The 16,018-nt window shown below is 44.8% G+C and carries 19 protein-coding genes; 7 read left to right on the top strand and 12 right to left on the bottom strand.

Annotation, left to right across the window (positions count from 1 at the left end; genetic code table 11):
* Positions 1-124: 124 nt before the first annotated feature.
* Positions 125-649: an FxsA family protein gene (locus OCU50_RS13300; protein ID WP_060468775.1), complete on the top strand. Its 525-nt coding sequence runs from the start codon at positions 125-127 to the stop codon at positions 647-649.
* A 159-nt stretch (positions 650-808) separates the two neighbouring features.
* Here the strand turns inward: OCU50_RS13300 and trmL are convergent, their stop codons facing one another.
* From trmL to OCU50_RS13280, 4 genes are all read right to left on the bottom strand, one after another.
* On the bottom strand, positions 809-1,288 hold the full coding sequence (gene trmL / locus OCU50_RS13295; protein ID WP_009844716.1) for a tRNA (uridine(34)/cytosine(34)/5-carboxymethylaminomethyluridine(34)-2'-O)-methyltransferase TrmL: 480 nt from the start codon (positions 1,286-1,288) through the stop codon (positions 809-811).
* Positions 1,289-1,365: 77 nt separating this feature from the next.
* On the bottom strand, positions 1,366-1,983 hold the full coding sequence (locus OCU50_RS13290; protein ID WP_060468774.1) for a superoxide dismutase: 618 nt from the start codon (positions 1,981-1,983) through the stop codon (positions 1,366-1,368).
* 76 nt (positions 1,984-2,059) lie between these two features.
* Positions 2,060-3,442, bottom strand: coding sequence for an envelope stress sensor histidine kinase CpxA (cpxA, locus tag OCU50_RS13285; protein WP_060468773.1), 1,383 nt, complete (start codon positions 3,440-3,442; stop codon positions 2,060-2,062).
* Positions 3,442-4,131: a response regulator gene (locus OCU50_RS13280; RefSeq protein ID WP_060468772.1), complete on the bottom strand. Its 690-nt coding sequence runs from the start codon at positions 4,129-4,131 to the stop codon at positions 3,442-3,444. Before OCU50_RS13280 ends, cpxA begins: the two co-directional genes overlap by 1 nt.
* A 178-nt stretch (positions 4,132-4,309) precedes the next feature.
* Between OCU50_RS13280 and OCU50_RS13275 the strand changes: the two genes are divergently transcribed.
* The 3 genes from OCU50_RS13275 to pfkA all read left to right on the top strand — a co-directional run bounded on the left by OCU50_RS13275 (position 4,310) and on the right by pfkA (position 7,170).
* Positions 4,310-4,819, top strand: a complete 510-nt coding sequence (locus OCU50_RS13275) for a CpxP family protein (RefSeq protein ID WP_060468771.1) — start codon at positions 4,310-4,312, stop codon at positions 4,817-4,819.
* A 164-nt stretch (positions 4,820-4,983) separates the two neighbouring features.
* Positions 4,984-5,892, top strand: a complete 909-nt coding sequence (gene fieF / locus OCU50_RS13270; RefSeq protein WP_060468770.1) for a CDF family cation-efflux transporter FieF — start codon at positions 4,984-4,986, stop codon at positions 5,890-5,892.
* 315 nt (positions 5,893-6,207) lie between these two features.
* Positions 6,208-7,170, top strand: a complete 963-nt coding sequence (pfkA, locus tag OCU50_RS13265; RefSeq protein WP_060468769.1) for a 6-phosphofructokinase — start codon at positions 6,208-6,210, stop codon at positions 7,168-7,170.
* Positions 7,171-7,329: 159 nt separating this feature from the next.
* Here pfkA and tpiA read toward each other — a convergent pair whose 3' ends face one another.
* Positions 7,330-8,100 (bottom strand): triose-phosphate isomerase, encoded by a 771-nt coding sequence (tpiA, locus tag OCU50_RS13260; protein WP_060468768.1) that lies wholly within the window; start codon positions 8,098-8,100, stop codon positions 7,330-7,332.
* A gap of 249 nt (positions 8,101-8,349) precedes the next feature.
* On the opposite strand from tpiA, the gene OCU50_RS13255 reads away from it, so the two are divergent.
* Complete coding sequence (locus OCU50_RS13255; RefSeq protein WP_060468767.1) at positions 8,350-8,697, top strand: 5-carboxymethyl-2-hydroxymuconate Delta-isomerase; 348 nt, start codon at positions 8,350-8,352, stop codon at positions 8,695-8,697.
* 68 nt (positions 8,698-8,765) lie between these two features.
* Positions 8,766-9,188 carry a DUF805 domain-containing protein gene (locus tag OCU50_RS13250; protein ID WP_060468766.1) on the top strand — a complete coding sequence of 141 codons (423 nt, stop codon included), beginning with the start codon at positions 8,766-8,768 and terminating at the stop codon, positions 9,186-9,188.
* 95 nt (positions 9,189-9,283) lie between these two features.
* On the opposite strand, the gene OCU50_RS13245 is transcribed toward OCU50_RS13250, so the two are convergent.
* From OCU50_RS13245 to glpX, 3 genes are all read right to left on the bottom strand, one after another.
* On the bottom strand, positions 9,284-9,631 hold the full coding sequence (locus tag OCU50_RS13245) for a DUF3135 domain-containing protein (protein WP_060468765.1): 348 nt from the start codon (positions 9,629-9,631) through the stop codon (positions 9,284-9,286).
* A gap of 136 nt (positions 9,632-9,767) precedes the next feature.
* Positions 9,768-10,394, bottom strand: coding sequence for a helix-turn-helix transcriptional regulator (locus tag OCU50_RS13240; RefSeq protein ID WP_060468764.1), 627 nt, complete (start codon positions 10,392-10,394; stop codon positions 9,768-9,770).
* Positions 10,395-10,568: 174 nt separating this feature from the next.
* Positions 10,569-11,576: a class II fructose-bisphosphatase gene (gene glpX / locus OCU50_RS13235; protein WP_060468763.1), complete on the bottom strand. Its 1,008-nt coding sequence runs from the start codon at positions 11,574-11,576 to the stop codon at positions 10,569-10,571.
* Between the two features lie 325 nt (positions 11,577-11,901).
* Between glpX and zapB the strand changes: the two genes are divergently transcribed.
* The gene (gene zapB, locus OCU50_RS13230) at positions 11,902-12,144 is read left to right on the top strand and encodes a cell division protein ZapB (RefSeq protein WP_009848877.1); all 243 of its coding nucleotides are present in this window, start codon (positions 11,902-11,904) and stop codon (positions 12,142-12,144) included.
* Positions 12,145-12,233: 89 nt separating this feature from the next.
* Here the strand turns inward: zapB and rraA are convergent, their stop codons facing one another.
* The 4 genes from rraA to hslV all read right to left on the bottom strand — a co-directional run bounded on the left by rraA (position 12,234) and on the right by hslV (position 15,877).
* Positions 12,234-12,749, bottom strand: coding sequence for a ribonuclease E activity regulator RraA (rraA, locus tag OCU50_RS13225; RefSeq protein ID WP_017055862.1), 516 nt, complete (start codon positions 12,747-12,749; stop codon positions 12,234-12,236).
* Positions 12,750-12,822: 73 nt separating this feature from the next.
* Entirely contained in the window at positions 12,823-13,740 is a 918-nt protein-coding gene (locus tag OCU50_RS13220; RefSeq protein ID WP_060468762.1) for a 1,4-dihydroxy-2-naphthoate polyprenyltransferase, read from the bottom strand.
* A 189-nt stretch (positions 13,741-13,929) separates the two neighbouring features.
* A complete protein-coding gene (gene hslU / locus OCU50_RS13215) occupies positions 13,930-15,270 on the bottom strand; it encodes an HslU--HslV peptidase ATPase subunit (RefSeq protein ID WP_060468761.1) in 1,341 nt (446 codons plus the stop codon).
* A gap of 58 nt (positions 15,271-15,328) precedes the next feature.
* Positions 15,329-15,877 carry an ATP-dependent protease subunit HslV gene (gene hslV / locus OCU50_RS13210; RefSeq protein WP_017055859.1) on the bottom strand — a complete coding sequence of 183 codons (549 nt, stop codon included), beginning with the start codon at positions 15,875-15,877 and terminating at the stop codon, positions 15,329-15,331.
* Between the last annotated feature and the right edge of the window lie 141 nt (positions 15,878-16,018).

Below are 16,018 nucleotides of genomic sequence, written 5' to 3'. Positions count from 1 at the left end.
TTTTCGCTTTTGTTTAGTCAATACTTTGCAAACTTATTCCCGGTCAATAAACACGTTTATTTACAGGATAAATTTGAGGTTGATAAGGCTTTCAGCGTAAACTGGAAGTAACAAAGGAGGGCGTGTGTTTCCTATCTTACTATTACTCTTTATCTTCGTACCCATCATTGAGATTGGGCTATTTATTCAAGTTGGTGGCTTCTTAGGATTGTGGCCAACTATTGCGTTGGTTTTGATTACTGCATTTGCGGGTGCATCGCTTGTTCGTAGCCAAGGTATACAGACATTAATGTCTGTTCAAGGTCGATTACAGCAAGGTGAAATGCCAGCACAACAGATTCTTGAAGGCGTGATGCTTGCGGTTGCAGGTGTATTGCTGTTGACTCCGGGTTTTATGACGGACGCACTTGGTATGTTGGTATTGCTGCCAGCACCAAGAGCAATAATTGCCAAGAAAATGATGGAAAAAATGGTGGTGACCAATATGTCTGGCGGCTTTCATGCGGGTGGACAGGCTGGTTTTGGTCAGAGTCCATTTGGCCAAGACCCATTCAATCGCGACCCATCTGAGCAACCAAAAGACGGCAACACCTTTGAGGGGGAGTTTGAGAAGAAAGACGACGACAACGATCGTAATCGCTTAAACTAAGCCCGTCGCTTTACCCCTTTCTTTACTATAGAAAGACAAAAGTACGAAACAGAAAAGGCTCTTACCTTTATCCTTCGCAAGAAAGAGATAACGGTAAGAGCCTTTTTTATTGCCTGTTAGCTATTATTGGCAACAGGCAACAGACGAGTGAGCGTTCGGTTATACCGCGCCTTCAAAGCCCATTTGTCGCCACGCTTCAAATGCAATGATAGCAACCGCGTTAGACAAGTTTAGGCTACGCGCGTCTGGCATCATTGGAATACGAATACGTTGCTCCATTGGCATGCTTTCGATGAACTCAGCAGGCAGGCCGCGTGTTTCTGGGCCAAACATCAACACATCACCTTGTTGGAATTTCGCATCCACGTGGTGACCTGTAGTTTTGGTTGTGCAAGCAAAAATACGAAAGTCACCTTCACGTTCATTCTCTAGATACTCAAGGAAGGCTTCTAGGTTCTTGTGACGCTTAACACGCGCTAGGTCGTGATAATCCAAACCAGCGCGGCGTACTTTCTTCTCTTCAAAATCAAAACCAAGCGGTTCAATGAGGTGTAAGTTCGCGCCACAATTAGCACATAGGCGGATGATGTTACCCGTATTGGGTGCAATTTCAGGTTCGTATAGAGCGATATCAAACATGTTGGCTCACAAGAATAATCAAAGATAGCCAGAGTATACGGTGGCAAGCTGAGTGAGTACAGTTCACCACCATTCGCTTACGCTTGATTCGCGAGTGCTTGTGCGTAGTTTTCAGCAACCGCATTCCAATTCACCACATTCCACCATGCGTTGATGTAATCAGGGCGACGGTTTTGGTAACTGATGTAGTAGGCGTGTTCCCAAACATCCAGTGCAAGAATTGGCTCACCGTTGCTGGCGATGGTATCCATCCAAGGGTTATCTTGGTTTGAGGTTGAGATGATCTTTAGCTGTCCCTCTTCTACCACTAACCAAGCAAAGCCTGACCCGAAGGTATTGATCGCCGCTTGAGCGAACTGTTCTTGGAATGTTTCGAAATCTCCGAATGTGCTCTTGATAGCGTCGCCAAGTTCGCCAGCCGGTTCACCACCGCCGTCTTGAGACATACAGTTCCAATACAAAATATGGTTGTAGTAGCCGCCACCATTGTTGCGAACGGCAGGACTATGCTGCGAGATATTAGCGAAGATCTCGGTCAGCGATTGCTGTTCTAGTTCACTACCCGCGATAGCATTAACAAACTTATCGTAATAGGTTTTGTGGTGCTTGCTGTAATGCACTTCCATCGTTTTAGCATCAATGTAAGGTTCTAGAGCATCGTAAGCGTAGGGTAGAGCAGGAAAAGTGTGCAACATGGTAAATCCTCCGTAATTAGAGGATTTACCATAATGATAATAACAATCATTATCAACTGCGATCTTTGTGGGGGTATTACACCGGTAAGATAGGTAGAGTGATTTCGAGTTGTAATCCACCTAGCTGGCTGCGGCTGGCGGTGATGGTTCCGCTGTGTTGGCGAATCGCACTTTCAGTAATGGTTAACCCAAGACCTGTACCGCCAGAGTTACGATCACGGGCGGTTGAAACACGATAGAAAGGCCTGAAAATAGAATCTAATTCATCTTCAGGCACGCCATCACCGTTATCATTTACACAAATTGTGAGTAGATCTTGTTGAACACTGAATTGCACATCGACGCGGTCCTTACCGTAATAGATTGCGTTACGTGTAATATTGTCTAACGCACTCATCAATAGCTTGGGGTTGCCTGAGATAGAACGCTCTGGGATCTCCGAAAACGTCAGCTGTTTGCCCATCTGTTCGGCTTCAAACTGTGCGTCTTTTATAATTTCTTCCCATAAGCTCGAGATGGGCTGAACCTCACGAGTAATATGGCTGTTGACCTGCATACGAGATAACGTCAGTAGTTCACTGATCATCTGTTCTAAACGTTGCGCTTCGGTATCGATACGCTCGAGTTCTTGGCTCTCACCTTGTTTACGAATCGCCAATGCATTTGCCATGCGTAGGCGGGTCAATGGAGAGCGTAGCTCGTGTGAGATATCAGAGAGCAGACGCTGTTGCCCTGAGATCATCTGGTTTACCGCTTCGACCATTTGGTTAAAGCTTTCACCAGCTTGTCTGAATTCTGAGGTACCTTTTTCTAATTGAGGGTCGACCTCAAATTGTCCTTTCGCTACACGTTTTGCGGCGCGTTCTAGTCTGCGAGCAGGTTGACTCAATGCCCAAGCTAACCAAAGTAATAGCGGGGTACTCGCTAACATGACGGCAAGTAAAAGTTGTAGAGGTCTATCAAATAGGCGTAACAAGAACGGCGGCGGCTGATCCCACTTAACTCCGATATACATCATCAGGTTCTCACCGGCAAGTGCGACTGGTATTGGGCCTGCTACCATGTAATGTCCATACAGCTTTTGTTTTGGCACTTTAGGGTTATCAATTGTCGTCACGAAGTTACGAATGGCTTTTACTTTGTAATCTGAATGCTTTTTAGTTGTTAATACCGAGCCTTCAAGATCGGTTAAGTAGATGCGAGGGCGTGTGTCTTTCCGGCTGCGTGGTGGGCCTTCCAATTGGAAGACAATCTTGCCCAAGTTATTTTCTTTGGCGAATCGCTTTTCGATACTCTTTGCAATACGGCTGAGTTTCGTGAAGTGTTCTTCTGGGACATCACGCGCAACTCTAGGGTCTAAATGGGGAAGCGATAGGACCGATAAAAGCACCAATAACATGGTGAACCAAAAGATAGCAAAGATACGCCCATATAAGCTGGTGATTTTAGGTATGCGCATTAATCTTCCTCTATCAATAAATAGCCACGGCCGCGTAAAGTTTTGATACGAGATTTACCGTCGTGGCGCTCTGGAATCTTCTTACGGAGATTAGAGATATGCATATCAATCGCGCGATCAAAAGCGGCGAGTCTTTTACCCAATACATCTAAGCTCAAGGCTTCTTTGGTGATCACTTGCCCCGGATTCTGGATTAAATGGCTAAGTAAGACGAATTCTGTGGTTGTAAGGTCGATGATTTGTCCATTGCAGTAGGCTTCTTGTTTGCCTGGGAAGATCTCGATGTCTTGGTATTGAATGGTGTCACTGGCTGCCTTAGGCGCGGTGTTGGTTTGTGTTCGGCGCAGAATGGCGCGAATACGCGCGAGCAGCTCTCGGTCACTGAATGGTTTTGGTAAATAATCATCAGCTCCAAGTTCAAGGCCAATCACACGATCGATTTCTTCGCCTTTTGCGGTCAGCATCAGCACGGGTGTTTCCCAATTTTCTCTCAGCTTCTTTAGTGTTTCCATACCATTAAGGCGTGGCATCATTACATCCAAAAGAATTAGATCAATCTCCTCATTGATAGCCTCAAGCCCCGTATAGCCATCATTGGCTTCGGAAACTGTAAAGCCCTCAAAGCTCAGAATATCTTTAAGTAAACAGGTTAATTCGGTGTCGTCATCAATCAGAAGAATGTTCGCCATCAGGGAGCCTTAATCGGTTAGTTAGGTTAATAATACTGCTAATTATTCGCCAGCTTTCACTCTTTACGATTCTTTACGCTTTCTAAACGTCACTTTACGAGGGAGGAACTAATCTATATCTAAGCGCTGAAAAACAGACGTACCACATAACTTATTATACCGAATTGAGGCAAAGATTATGAAAATGACTAAGAAACTTGTACTAGTAGCGGCGGCACTTCCACTTATGTTCGGTGCAACCACTGCGTATGCATACGGTGGCGGTGATAAAGGCGACCACAAAGGCATGCACGGCAAATGCGGCGGCTTCGATAAGAAAGTGATGCGCCAACTCGATCTCACTGACGCACAAAAAACAGAATTGAAAGAGATGCGCGAAGCAAATCGTGCAGAGATGAAAGCAAAACGCGTTGGCAACAAAGCCGATAGAGTGGCGCAAATGAAAGCGCACCACGAAAAAGTTCAAGCCTTGGTATTGGCTGACAACTTCGATGAAGCCGCAGCGAACGACTTAGCAAGAGAAATGGTTGAAAAGCAAACTGAGCGTCGCGTGGTAATGCTGAAGAAGCAACACGAAATGATGAGTGTACTAACGGCTGAGCAAAAAACGCAACTGAAAGAAATCCAACAAGAGCGCATGACTAAGTGTGCTGACAAAATGGAAAAACGCATGAACAAAAACAAGTAATTCATGGCTTGAAAAAGCCGGATTGAATGAAAGTGTTGAGAAAGAAGCGGCCAAGTGTCGCTTTTTTTGATCCCTAAAAATGAATGTTTTACATCCTAGCTGTCATATTCAATTGATTGTTTGCAGGTTATACTTTGTGCTATCAGTCACTTTATAGCCAAATTATGAAACAAGAATACGCACGTTTAGTTACGCTCGCCGCTTGGGCAGCCACCACCATCGCTACTGTTTTATTGATAGTGAAAGTCGCAGCGTGGTGGGTGACAGGTTCAGTGAGTCTGTTGGCTTCGGTGGTGGATTCAATGTTGGATATCGCCGCTTCTGTCGTCAATCTTATTGTGGTTCGTTACTCTTTACAGCCCGCCGACAAAGAACATACCTTTGGTCATGGTAAAGCTGAATCTCTTGCCGCATTAGCACAAGCGATGTTTATTTCAGGCTCGGCCTGCTTCCTTATTCTTAATGGTATTGAACGCTTTTTTAGGCCACACGAATTGAATTCCCCGGAAATCGGTATCTACGTCAGCTTGTTCGCAATAGTGATGACCTATGGTTTAGTCAGATTTCAAAAGCACGTGGTGAAAAAAACCGGTAGCCAAGCTATTGCGGCGGATTCACTGCACTATCAGTCTGATCTTTACATGAATGCGGCCATTATGTTGGCGCTTGCATTGAGCTGGTTTGGCATTGGGCAAGCGGATTCGGTGTTCGCGATTGGTATCGGTATCTACATTCTTTATAGTGCTTATCAAATGGCGATGGAAGCCATTCAATCTTTACTGGATAGGAAACTGCCCGATGAAGAGCTGGAACAGATAAAAGAAACATCGTTGAGTGTGGAAGGCGTACTCGGTGTGCACCAGCTAAGAACGCGCCGTTCAGGGCCAATTCGATTCATTCAATTGCATTTAGAGCTTGAAGATACTATCCCACTTATTGAAGCGCATCGCATTTCTGACGAAGTAGAGGCTAAGCTTATCTCCGTGTTCCCTGATGCTGATGTATTAATCCATCAAGACCCGTATTCGGTCGTATTTGGACCCGAGAAGCAGCAGAAATTTCATTCTTGGTAATAGACCGGAAAAATGGCGAGCAAATGGTAAGTGTATGGCTTTTGAACTAAAGTGAGTAAAAATTGCTAATTCTTTGGTGATACAAAAACCACCGTATAACAATTAATGTTGATTCTGATGTGAATCAACAAAGTTATTAGTTAAAACTGTAATACTCTTACAGAAGTAGAAATGTTACATAAATTTACGCGATTTAAGTGCTATTCCTATTGAGGAAATGTAACATAAAGCACAAATATAGATTTAAAATCTTGTTGATATACGATCAGCAAGCAAAAGAATTGAATAATAGATTCCCAAAAATCGAGGGTGAGCATGATTAAGAAGATCGGTGTTTTGACCAGTGGTGGTGACGCTCCAGGCATGAACGCAGCAATTCGCGGTGTAGTTCGTACCGCGCTATCAGTTGGCATTGAAGTTTACGGCATTCACGATGGCTACCAAGGCCTTGTTGAAGACCGTATCGAAAAGCTTGACCGTTCAAGCGTATCTGACGTAATCAACCGTGGCGGAACTTTCCTTGGTTCTGCACGTTTCCCTGAATTCAAAGATGTTAAAGTTCGCGAGAAAGGCATCGAGAACCTTAAGAAGCACGGTATCGAAGCGCTGGTTGTTATTGGTGGCGATGGCTCTTATATGGGAGCGAAAAAACTGACTGAAATGGGTTACCCATGTATCGGCCTTCCAGGTACGATCGATAATGATATCGCAGGCACTGATTACACAGTTGGCTACCTAACTGCGCTTAACACGGTTATCGATTCAATCGACCGTCTGCGCGACACGTCTTCTTCTCACCAACGTATTTCTATTGTTGAAATCATGGGCCGTCACTGTGGTGACCTTACGCTTATGTCTGCGATCGCGGGTGGTTGTGAGTACATCATTACGCCAGAGACTGGCCTAGATAAAGATCAATTAATTAGCAATATTCAAGATGGCATTGCTAAAGGTAAGAAGCACGCAATCATCGCTCTAACCGAGCTTATGATGGATGCGAACGAGCTAGCGAAGGAGATCGAAACGGCAACAGGTCGTGAGACTCGTGCAACGGTTCTTGGTCATATCCAACGTGGTGGTCGTCCTACTGCATTTGACCGTGTACTGGCTTCTCGTATGGGTAACTACGCTGTTCACCTTCTTCAAGAAGGTCACGGTGGACGTTGTGTTGGTATCGAGAAAGAAGAACTTGTTCACCACGACATCATCGATTGTATCGAGAACATGCAGAACCCTGACCGTTCTGAGCTGTTCCGCGTTGCCGAAGAGTTGTTCTAAGTACGCTTAGCGTTAACTTAAATATTTTAAAAACCGCTGATTTATTAGCGGTTTTTTTGTGCCTGTCATTTGAGTTTGAAGCTTGAATCCCAAACGACAGACAATAAAAAAGGCCAACCTAAGTTGACCTTTCATTCAATTTAAACGGTGAAGTTTAAATTAAGCTTTTGCTTCAGCTGCTGCTTTAGCGATAGCTGCGAAGCTTTTCGCGTCTAGAGCTGCGCCGCCAACTAGAGCACCGTCGATGTCTGGCTGTGCGAAGTAAGCTGCTGCGTTGTCTGGCTTAACAGAACCGCCGTATTGGATAACAACTTTCTTAGCAACGTCTTCAGATTTCTCTGCGATGTGTGCACGGATTTGAGCGTGGATGCGTTGTGCATCTTCAGCTGTTGCTGCTTTACCAGTACCGATAGCCCAGATTGGTTCGTAAGCGATGATTGCGTCTTCAAGAGCTTCAACACCTTGAGTGTTGATAACAGCATCAAGCTGACGAGCACATACAGCAACCGTTTCGCCTGCTTCGTTTTGTGCTTCAGATTCACCGATACAAAGCACTGGAGTTAGGCCGTTCTCTTTTAGGAATGCGAATTTCTTAGCTACGAACTCGTCTGATTCGTTGTGGTATTCACGGCGCTCAGAGTGACCGATGATGATGTGAGATGCGCCGAACTCTTTAAGCATTGCTGGAGACATGTCGCCAGTGAATGCACCGCTGTTGTTTAGGTCAGAGTTTTGAGCACCTAGGATGATCGCGCTGCCCGCTTCAGTAAGCGTACGCTCTGCTAGATCAACGAAAAGTGCTGGTGGAGCAACTGCTACGTCTACGCCTGTTACGCCTTCAAGTTCAGCGTTAAGACCGTTTAGTAGATCAACAACCATTTCTTTGCTGCCGTTTAGTTTCCAGTTACCCATAACTACAGGATGACGCATAGGAATATCTCCAAAGTATTTAAATAAATCGAATGTGAAAAAGTAAACTTTATTACGAAATAATATAACAGATTAATATCAACAGATCATGACTGTGGTCATGACTTTCTTGGATCTTACTCAATGGTAAGAGTAGATTTTGTGCATATATCAGTGATCCGACAGACAGAATAATCGCTAACTTCTCGGATTTTTCACCGTTAGTTGCTATTAAGAGACAAACGATTGCGTTAACAATAGGAAGTAATAATGCCGAATCTAGTTTTAGAGTACTCAAATTCAGTGGACGAGCGAGTGAATATCCAAGGTTTACTAGAAGATCTTCATCAAGTTGCATTAAACTGTGGCTTGTTTGATGTGCCTTCTGTGAAGTCGCGTTCACTGCGTTGTCATAACTGGCTAGTCGGTGACGAAGAGGACAGTGTGGATTTTATTCACATCAGCTTCGAGTTACTTTCAGGACGTACCGAAGAACAGAAAAGAGAGTTGTCACGTTTGCTAATGCAAGCCCTACAAGAACAGGCAAGTCATATCCGCAGCCTTACGGTGAACATAAGAGATATGGATAAAGATTGCTTTCAGAAAGTGATTAACTAATTAAAAGTGATTAACGGGCTATTTGCTGCTAACTTTTTGGTAGCGTATTAATTTTTGAGTACTTTAAGATGTCGATGAAAGATTTACTGCTCTCTTTCAAGGGGAGAATTGGTCGTAAGACTTATTGGATGTGGAATATTTTCTACTATGTGGCGATTACTGGTTTTGCTTCGGGTATCTCGGTTTTGTTCCCCGCATACACTTATATTCTACTGCCAATTTTCTTACTGGTGCTGGTTATTCCAGATCTTGCGGTAACGGCTAAGCGTTGGCATGACCGTAATAAGTCGAACTACTGGTTATTGTTAAATGTGCCTCTCGTTCTGGGACGTTTAGCCTCGCCAATGGCAGCAACTACGACAGAGTCGGTATCGCCAATTCATATGGTGGCTACCGCTGCGGCATTAGTGTGTGGGCTATGGATTTTGATTGAATGTGGCTTGTTGAAAGGCACAGAAGGGCGTAACGACTACGGTGAAGATCCAGTATAACAATTGAATGGATATAAGAAGGGAGCCTTGCGCTCCCTTTTTTGTATTATAACAGTCTGATTTTCATGTGTGTCTGCTGTTAACTTATATTCGCTTTAATACATTTTCGGCTCCGTATTTGGTCTAAAAGGGACGACATTCTCGGACTTTGGTTCAGCAAGGGGACAGCGACCTTCGAGGGCGTCTTGGAATTTACAAACCTGACAGCGCAACTCTTGCATCAGTACGACATTGGTATGGTGAGGGTTTTTGCAGCGGCTAACGACTAAATCGATGTGACTTTGCTGAGCTCGAAGCCTGTCTTGCATCACTTGAGAGGCAGAACAGATCATTTGCTCACACATCTCGCGTTTGAATTGATTGAATGCTTTAGGATCGCTTTTCGCGAGTTGGGCCAGTTCATCAAAGGGTGGCAGTTTTTGGTCGGGTTGTGGATGTGCCATCATTCCTTCCTTAGCATTAAGTATGTTTCATATGCTTTAAGCTTAAGAAAGAATTCTGTACAAATTTTGTTCTATTGTGGTTTTCTCAATATTGAGACGAGACCAGTCGTTTGGCGCAAAGCTCAAGCACTGAGTATTACGATGAAGGTGTGGGTGTTAGGGTGTAAGTGCAACGTCGCTCGCCAGCAATAATGTGTTCAGTACGGCTTACATGGCACTCGCCTTTGAGCAGTTCGGTGAAAACATTGAGTTCTGACTGGCATAGGCTAGGGCAACGAGTCGCAGCCTTACAGATAGGGCAGTGGTTCTCTATCAAGATGTAATGATCGTCATGCTCTTGAAGCTCTGCCATGTAACCTTCTTCTTCACGAAGTTGAGTGAGCTTTTCAAGTTTACTGATCAGGTTATCACAGCCAGATAGAGCGGTTTGATACTGCTTTAAAGTATGTTGTTCACGCTCGGCAGCAACCTTAGCTAGCCCCTCTGGGCCAAATAGGTTCTCTACGGCATCAATCACTTGAATCGTCAGCTCACCGTGTCGGTCTGAGAATTGGCTATGGCCTTGTTGAGTCAGTGACCAATGGCGGGTAGGACGTCCCACTTTTACTTTAACGTCATGAAACGCAAGAATACCGTCATCTTCCAGGCTTTGCAGATGTTGCCTTGCCCCCATTGTCGTCATGTCAAATTCTTCTGACAGTTGCTTCGCGGTTACCGCTCCTTGGCGCTTAATGGTTTGTAAGATTTTGTCGCTTGTTTTCATATTATCCCTACCTCATGAACCTTACTATTATGAGGCAAGGTGTTTATAAAGCAAACCATTTACTATATTGGCCGCCGTTCACGCTATTGCTAGCATATGGTGTGCTTGGCACAGGCCAATAAAACAAAAGGCTGATACGTGGTATCAGCCTTTGTTGTTCTGTTTAACTTAGGTTTACAGAATGTGACCAATTACTTCTGGGTCTTTACGTTCTAGGTAGTGGATTGATTTGATGCGACGAATCGTGCGGCAGCGACCACGGATAAGTAGTGTTTCTGTGGTTGCGATATTACCTGTACGAGTAATGCCTTCTAGCAAATCACCTTTGGTGATGCCGGTTGCTGAGAATACTACGTTGTCGCTGCGCGCCATGTCTTCCATCTTCAACACTATACCCGCCGTTACGCCCATTTCAGCGCAACGTTCTAGCTCAAGCTCACCGTGCTTACGGTTTTCTGCGGTATCGCCTTTCACCTCGTAACGAGGGAGAAGACGACCGTGCATGTCACCATCTAGTGCGCGAATAACCGCCGCAGAAACGACACCTTCAGGCGCGCCACCGATGCAGTACATGACGTCTACTTCGCTGTCGGGCATACAAGTTAGGATAGAAGCAGCAACATCACCGTCTGGCACTGCGAATACGCGAACGCCCATTGCTTGCATGTCGGCGATGACTTGATCGTGACGTGGCTTAGCCAGTGTCGTTACAACTAATGTATCCAGCGTTTTACCTAGTGCTTTCGCAATGTTTTCTAGGTTTTCTGTCAATGGTAGTTCTAGGTCAATCGCGCCTTTTGCGCCAGGGCCAACAACCAATTTTTCCATGTACATATCAGGCGCTTTAAGGAAGCTGCCTTTTTCGCCTGCCGCCAATACCGCCAATGCGTTTGATTGGCCCATTGCTGTCATGCGTGTCCCTTCTATTGGGTCAACGGCAATGTCGACAGCATCACCGCCCACACCTACTTGCTCACCGATGTAGAGCATAGGTGCATCATCAATTTCACCTTCACCAATAACAATCTCACCGCTGATTTCGGTTTTGTTTAGTAGACTACGCATGACTTCTACAGCAGCGCCATCCGCAGCGTTTTTATCGCCACGGCCAAGCCATTTGTAACCAGCTAGTGCTGCACCTTCAGTGACACGAGAAAATGACATTGCTAAATCGCGTTTCATGCGAACTCCAAAACTTTTAAAGGGGAGGGAAGATAAATTTTGCGGCGGATTTTACCATATCCAAAAGAAAACGTTTGCCTTTTTGTTTTTGGGGATTGCTCTCGATCAATTTGCAGTAGAAAACAATAAATCTTCATCAAAATAATCAGCCTGTGGATGTGGAGATAATCATTCGCGTCAATATTCGGTAAAAAGCGCTGTTTTTTTCATCGAATGGTGCAAATTATCGAATATATTGAGTGTTTATCCTTGCTCTGCTGAGTAGAATGGGGAAATAAGTGGAGTGAACCTTCACCATTAAATGGATAACTAAAGGTAGGCCAGAATGTCTTTTGAAGTACTAGAGCAGCTAGAAGCAAAAATTCAAACAGCAGTAGATACAATTGCACTTCTTCAAATGGAAGTGGAAGAGCTTAAAGAAGAGAAACAAGCACTAGCGACAGAAGCTGGTGAGCTAAAAGCAAGCCGTCACGAGCTAGAGCAAAAAACTCAGCAAATGCAGGAAGAGCATTCAGCATGGCAAGATCGCATCCGTAACCTTCTAGGTAAAATGGATGACGTTGAGTAATTGACTCTTCAGATTAAAAAAACGCCCGCTACTGAGTAGCGGGCGTTTTTGTTCGTTGTTCTAATTGGCTGGAGCTTTGTTAGAGATACTTAATCTGATTCTTCTTCGACATCAAGGTCGAGTTCAACATCTAACGGCTCAGCAGAGAGAATGATGCCTGTATTATCCGCGTAAAGGTAATCTTCAGGTAAAAAAGTCACGCTGCCAAAATTGACTGGAACATCAACCTCGCCAATGCTCTCTTGGCTAGCTCCGACGGGAATGGATGCTAAAGCTTGAATGCCGAGGTTCATATCTTCTAATTCATCGACTTCACGTACACAGCCATAAACCACAATACCTTCCCACTCATTGTCTTCGGCAAGCAGGGCGATTTCAGCATCGATCAGCGCTTTTCGTAATGAGCCACCACCATCGATTAGCAGCACTCGACCTAACCCATCTTGCTCCAATACAGAGCGAATCAAAGCGTTGTCTTCAAAACACTTTAATGTTGTGACCTGTCCTGCGAAGGATGCTCGTCCACCGAAGTTGCTGAACATTGGCTCCACGACATCAACTTGATCTATGTAGATGTCGCACAGTGCTGAAGTGTTGTATTCCATTCGTTTACCTTTTGAACAATGAACTTACTCTGAGTATATCGGTGCCTGATCCCTTTGCAATGATTAGTCTCAATTAACTCAATAGAGTTTGAGCTACGACAACCCCTGCAAACAATAAGTTAGTGACCAGGGAGCATTTCACAATAACGGGCATCATTGGTGCAATCTGAGCTGGTTTATCGGTTTTCCATACGGCTTTACCATGCTTGTAAACAACAATGATACTGAACAAGAATGGCAGGCTAATCCAAACGGGTTTCTCCTGAATCAGTAGGTATAGCGCGAAAGATGCAAGGGCGAAACCAAGTAACAAGAAATGATAGTGCTTGGCTTTGCGCTGCCCTAAGCGAACGGCCATAGTGCGCTTACCACATTCGCTATCGTTTTCGATATCACGCATGTTGTTGATATTGAGAACTGCCACTGCCATTAATCCACAACCTAAAGCGGGAAGAAATAGGCTAGGCTCAACGTGGCCAGTATGCAAGAAGTACGTTCCAGACACGCCTAGCAATCCAAAGAAGATAAACACTGATAAGTCGCCAAGGCCGATATAACCATAGGGCTTGTTACCAACTGTGTATGCAATAGCAGCCGCAATCGCCAGAACACCAAGAGCGATGAACGACAAGATACTCTCAATCGAGCTTAGTGCATAAAAAATAAGAACCAATCCAGCTATTACCGTCAATACGATGTTGAGGATGATAGCTTGCTTCATGGTCTTCGCGTTGACTGTACCAGACTGCATCGCGCGTATTGGGCCTAAACGCTTCTCGTTGTCGGTGCCTTTGACGGCATCGCCATAGTCGTTGGCTAGGTTCGATAGAATCTGTAATAGAGTGGCGGTTAAAAAAGCCAGCAGCGCTATCGATAAAGAAAAATGATTGCTAGCGAACGCCAAACTACTCCCTGTAAGAATGGAGACAAGTGCGAGGGGCAGAGTTTTTGGTCGCGCGGCATCAAGCCAGATCAGTAAAGATTGTTTCATCGTAAGTCTATTTTCATTGTAAGTGCACTTTTGTCGTTAGTACGCTAGTGGTCGGTATATCGTGTCATACAGTAATTCGAGTATACGCCCATTTTTTAGGTAATAAAAAGCCCACTTTATAGTGGGCCTTGAATTCGTCTATTAGCTGCTATTTCTTTGAGATAGAGCAATAAGTTGGAGTTTAATGTGCTACAGAATGAAGCGGCTCAGATCTTCGTCTTCCACGAATTCACCTAACTTTGATGTTACGTAAGCTTCGTCAATCACTAGTTTGCTGCCGGCTCTGTCTGTTGCGTCGAATGAAATCTCATCCATTAAGCGCTCCATTACTGTGTGTAGACGACGTGCACCGATGTTTTCAGTGGTTTCGTTAACACGCCATGCCGCGTCAGCTATTTGGTTGATGCCATCTTCAGTAAACTCAATGCTGACGTCTTCTGTTTTCATTAGAGCAATGTACTGCTCTGTTAGAGACGCTTTTGGCTCAGTCAGGATACGTTTAAAGTCGTTCGCTGATAGTGCTTCCAGCTCTACGCGGATTGGCAAACGACCTTGCAGCTCAGGGATTAGGTCAGATGGCTTAGCCACTTGGAATGCGCCTGATGTGATAAACAAGATGTGGTCAGTTCTAACCATACCATGTTTGGTTGAAACTGTGCTGCCTTCGATAAGAGGCAGTAGATCACGTTGAACACCTTCACGAGATACATCTGGACCTGAACTGTCGCCACGTTTACAGATTTTGTCGATCTCATCGATGAATACGATACCGTTGTTTTCAGCGTTGAAGATCGCATTCTCTTTTAGCTCTTCTTGGTTTACAAGCTTAGCGGCTTCTTCTTCAGTTAGTGCTTTGAATGCATCCTTGATTTTAATCTTGCGCTTTTTCTTGGTGTCGCCAGCTAGGTTTTGGAACATACCTTGTAACTGGTTTGTCATCTCTTCCATGCCAGGAGGAGCCATGATTTCAACACCCATTTGTGGTGCTGCAATATCAATTTCAATCTCTTTGTCATCCATCTTACCTTCGCGCAGTTTTTTGCGGAAAACCTGGCGAGTATTCGAAGATGTTGTGTCATCAGTTGTCTGTTCATTCTGGCCCCAAGCATCACGAGCTGGCGGCAGAAGGGCATCAAGAATACGTTCTTCGGCTTGCTCTTCAGCGCGGTATTGCACCTTTTCCATCGCTTGTTGATGTGTCATCTTGATCGCAACATCGGTTAGATCACGGATGATGGTTTCAACTTCTTTACCTACATAACCCACTTCAGTGAACTTGGTTGCTTCCACTTTGATGAAAGGCGCGTTCGCGAGTTTTGCTAGACGACGAGCTATTTCAGTTTTACCCACACCCGTTGGGCCAATCATCAGGATGTTTTTTGGCGAAACTTCAACACGCAGGCTTTCTTCGAGCTGCATACGACGCCAGCGGTTACGCAATGCAATCGCTACTGAACGCTTAGCGTTGTCTTGGCCGATAATGTGGCGATTGAGTTCATGAACAATTTCGCGAGGAGTCATCTCAGACATGTTTTTTCCTTAATTCTTTAATCACTGTTGAATACAACGTTATGGATAGAGGAGGTCGTTATTCTGGTTTTGGCAGTTCAACGGTGCTATCTAGCTCTTCAACAGTGTGTTGATGGTTGGTGAAGACACAGATATCGCCAGCAATGCTCAGCGACTTTTCTGCGATTTCACGTGCATCTAAATCAGTATTTTCTAGTAGGGCCGTTGCCGCTGCTTGAGCGAAGTTACCACCAGAGCCAATAGCAATCAGGTCATTCTCTGGTTGAACGACGTCACCGTTACCAGTGATGATCAGTGAAGCGGTTTCATCCGCTACGGCAAGCAGTGCTTCTAATTTACGTAGAGCACGGTCGCTACGCCAATCCTTTGCCAGCTCAACGGCCGCTTTGGTTAGGTGACCTTGGTGCATTTGCAGTTTGCTTTCAAATTTTTCGAATAGCGTGAAAGCGTCAGCCGTACCGCCAGCAAAACCTGCCAGTACTTTGTTGTTATATAGGCGACGTACTTTGCGGGCATTACCCTTCATTACAGTATTGCCTAGAGATACTTGTCCATCACCCGCGATGACGACTTTATTATTACGACGTACAGATACAATGGTAGTCACGAGTAGGGCCTCTTTATATTCTTATCCTTGGGTATAAAAAGTATATGAGGATGACACTCGGGTAATTCAAGGAACCATGAGTGATGTCGAGCAACTTATTAGTGGAAGTGGTAAGGAAATTTGGTTAAGGGGACTAAATAA

This window comes from Vibrio toranzoniae (genome assembly GCF_024347655.1).
In the GTDB taxonomy this organism is placed as follows: domain Bacteria; phylum Pseudomonadota; class Gammaproteobacteria; order Enterobacterales; family Vibrionaceae; genus Vibrio; species Vibrio toranzoniae.
This window is presented reverse-complemented; position numbering and strand designations above follow the sequence as displayed.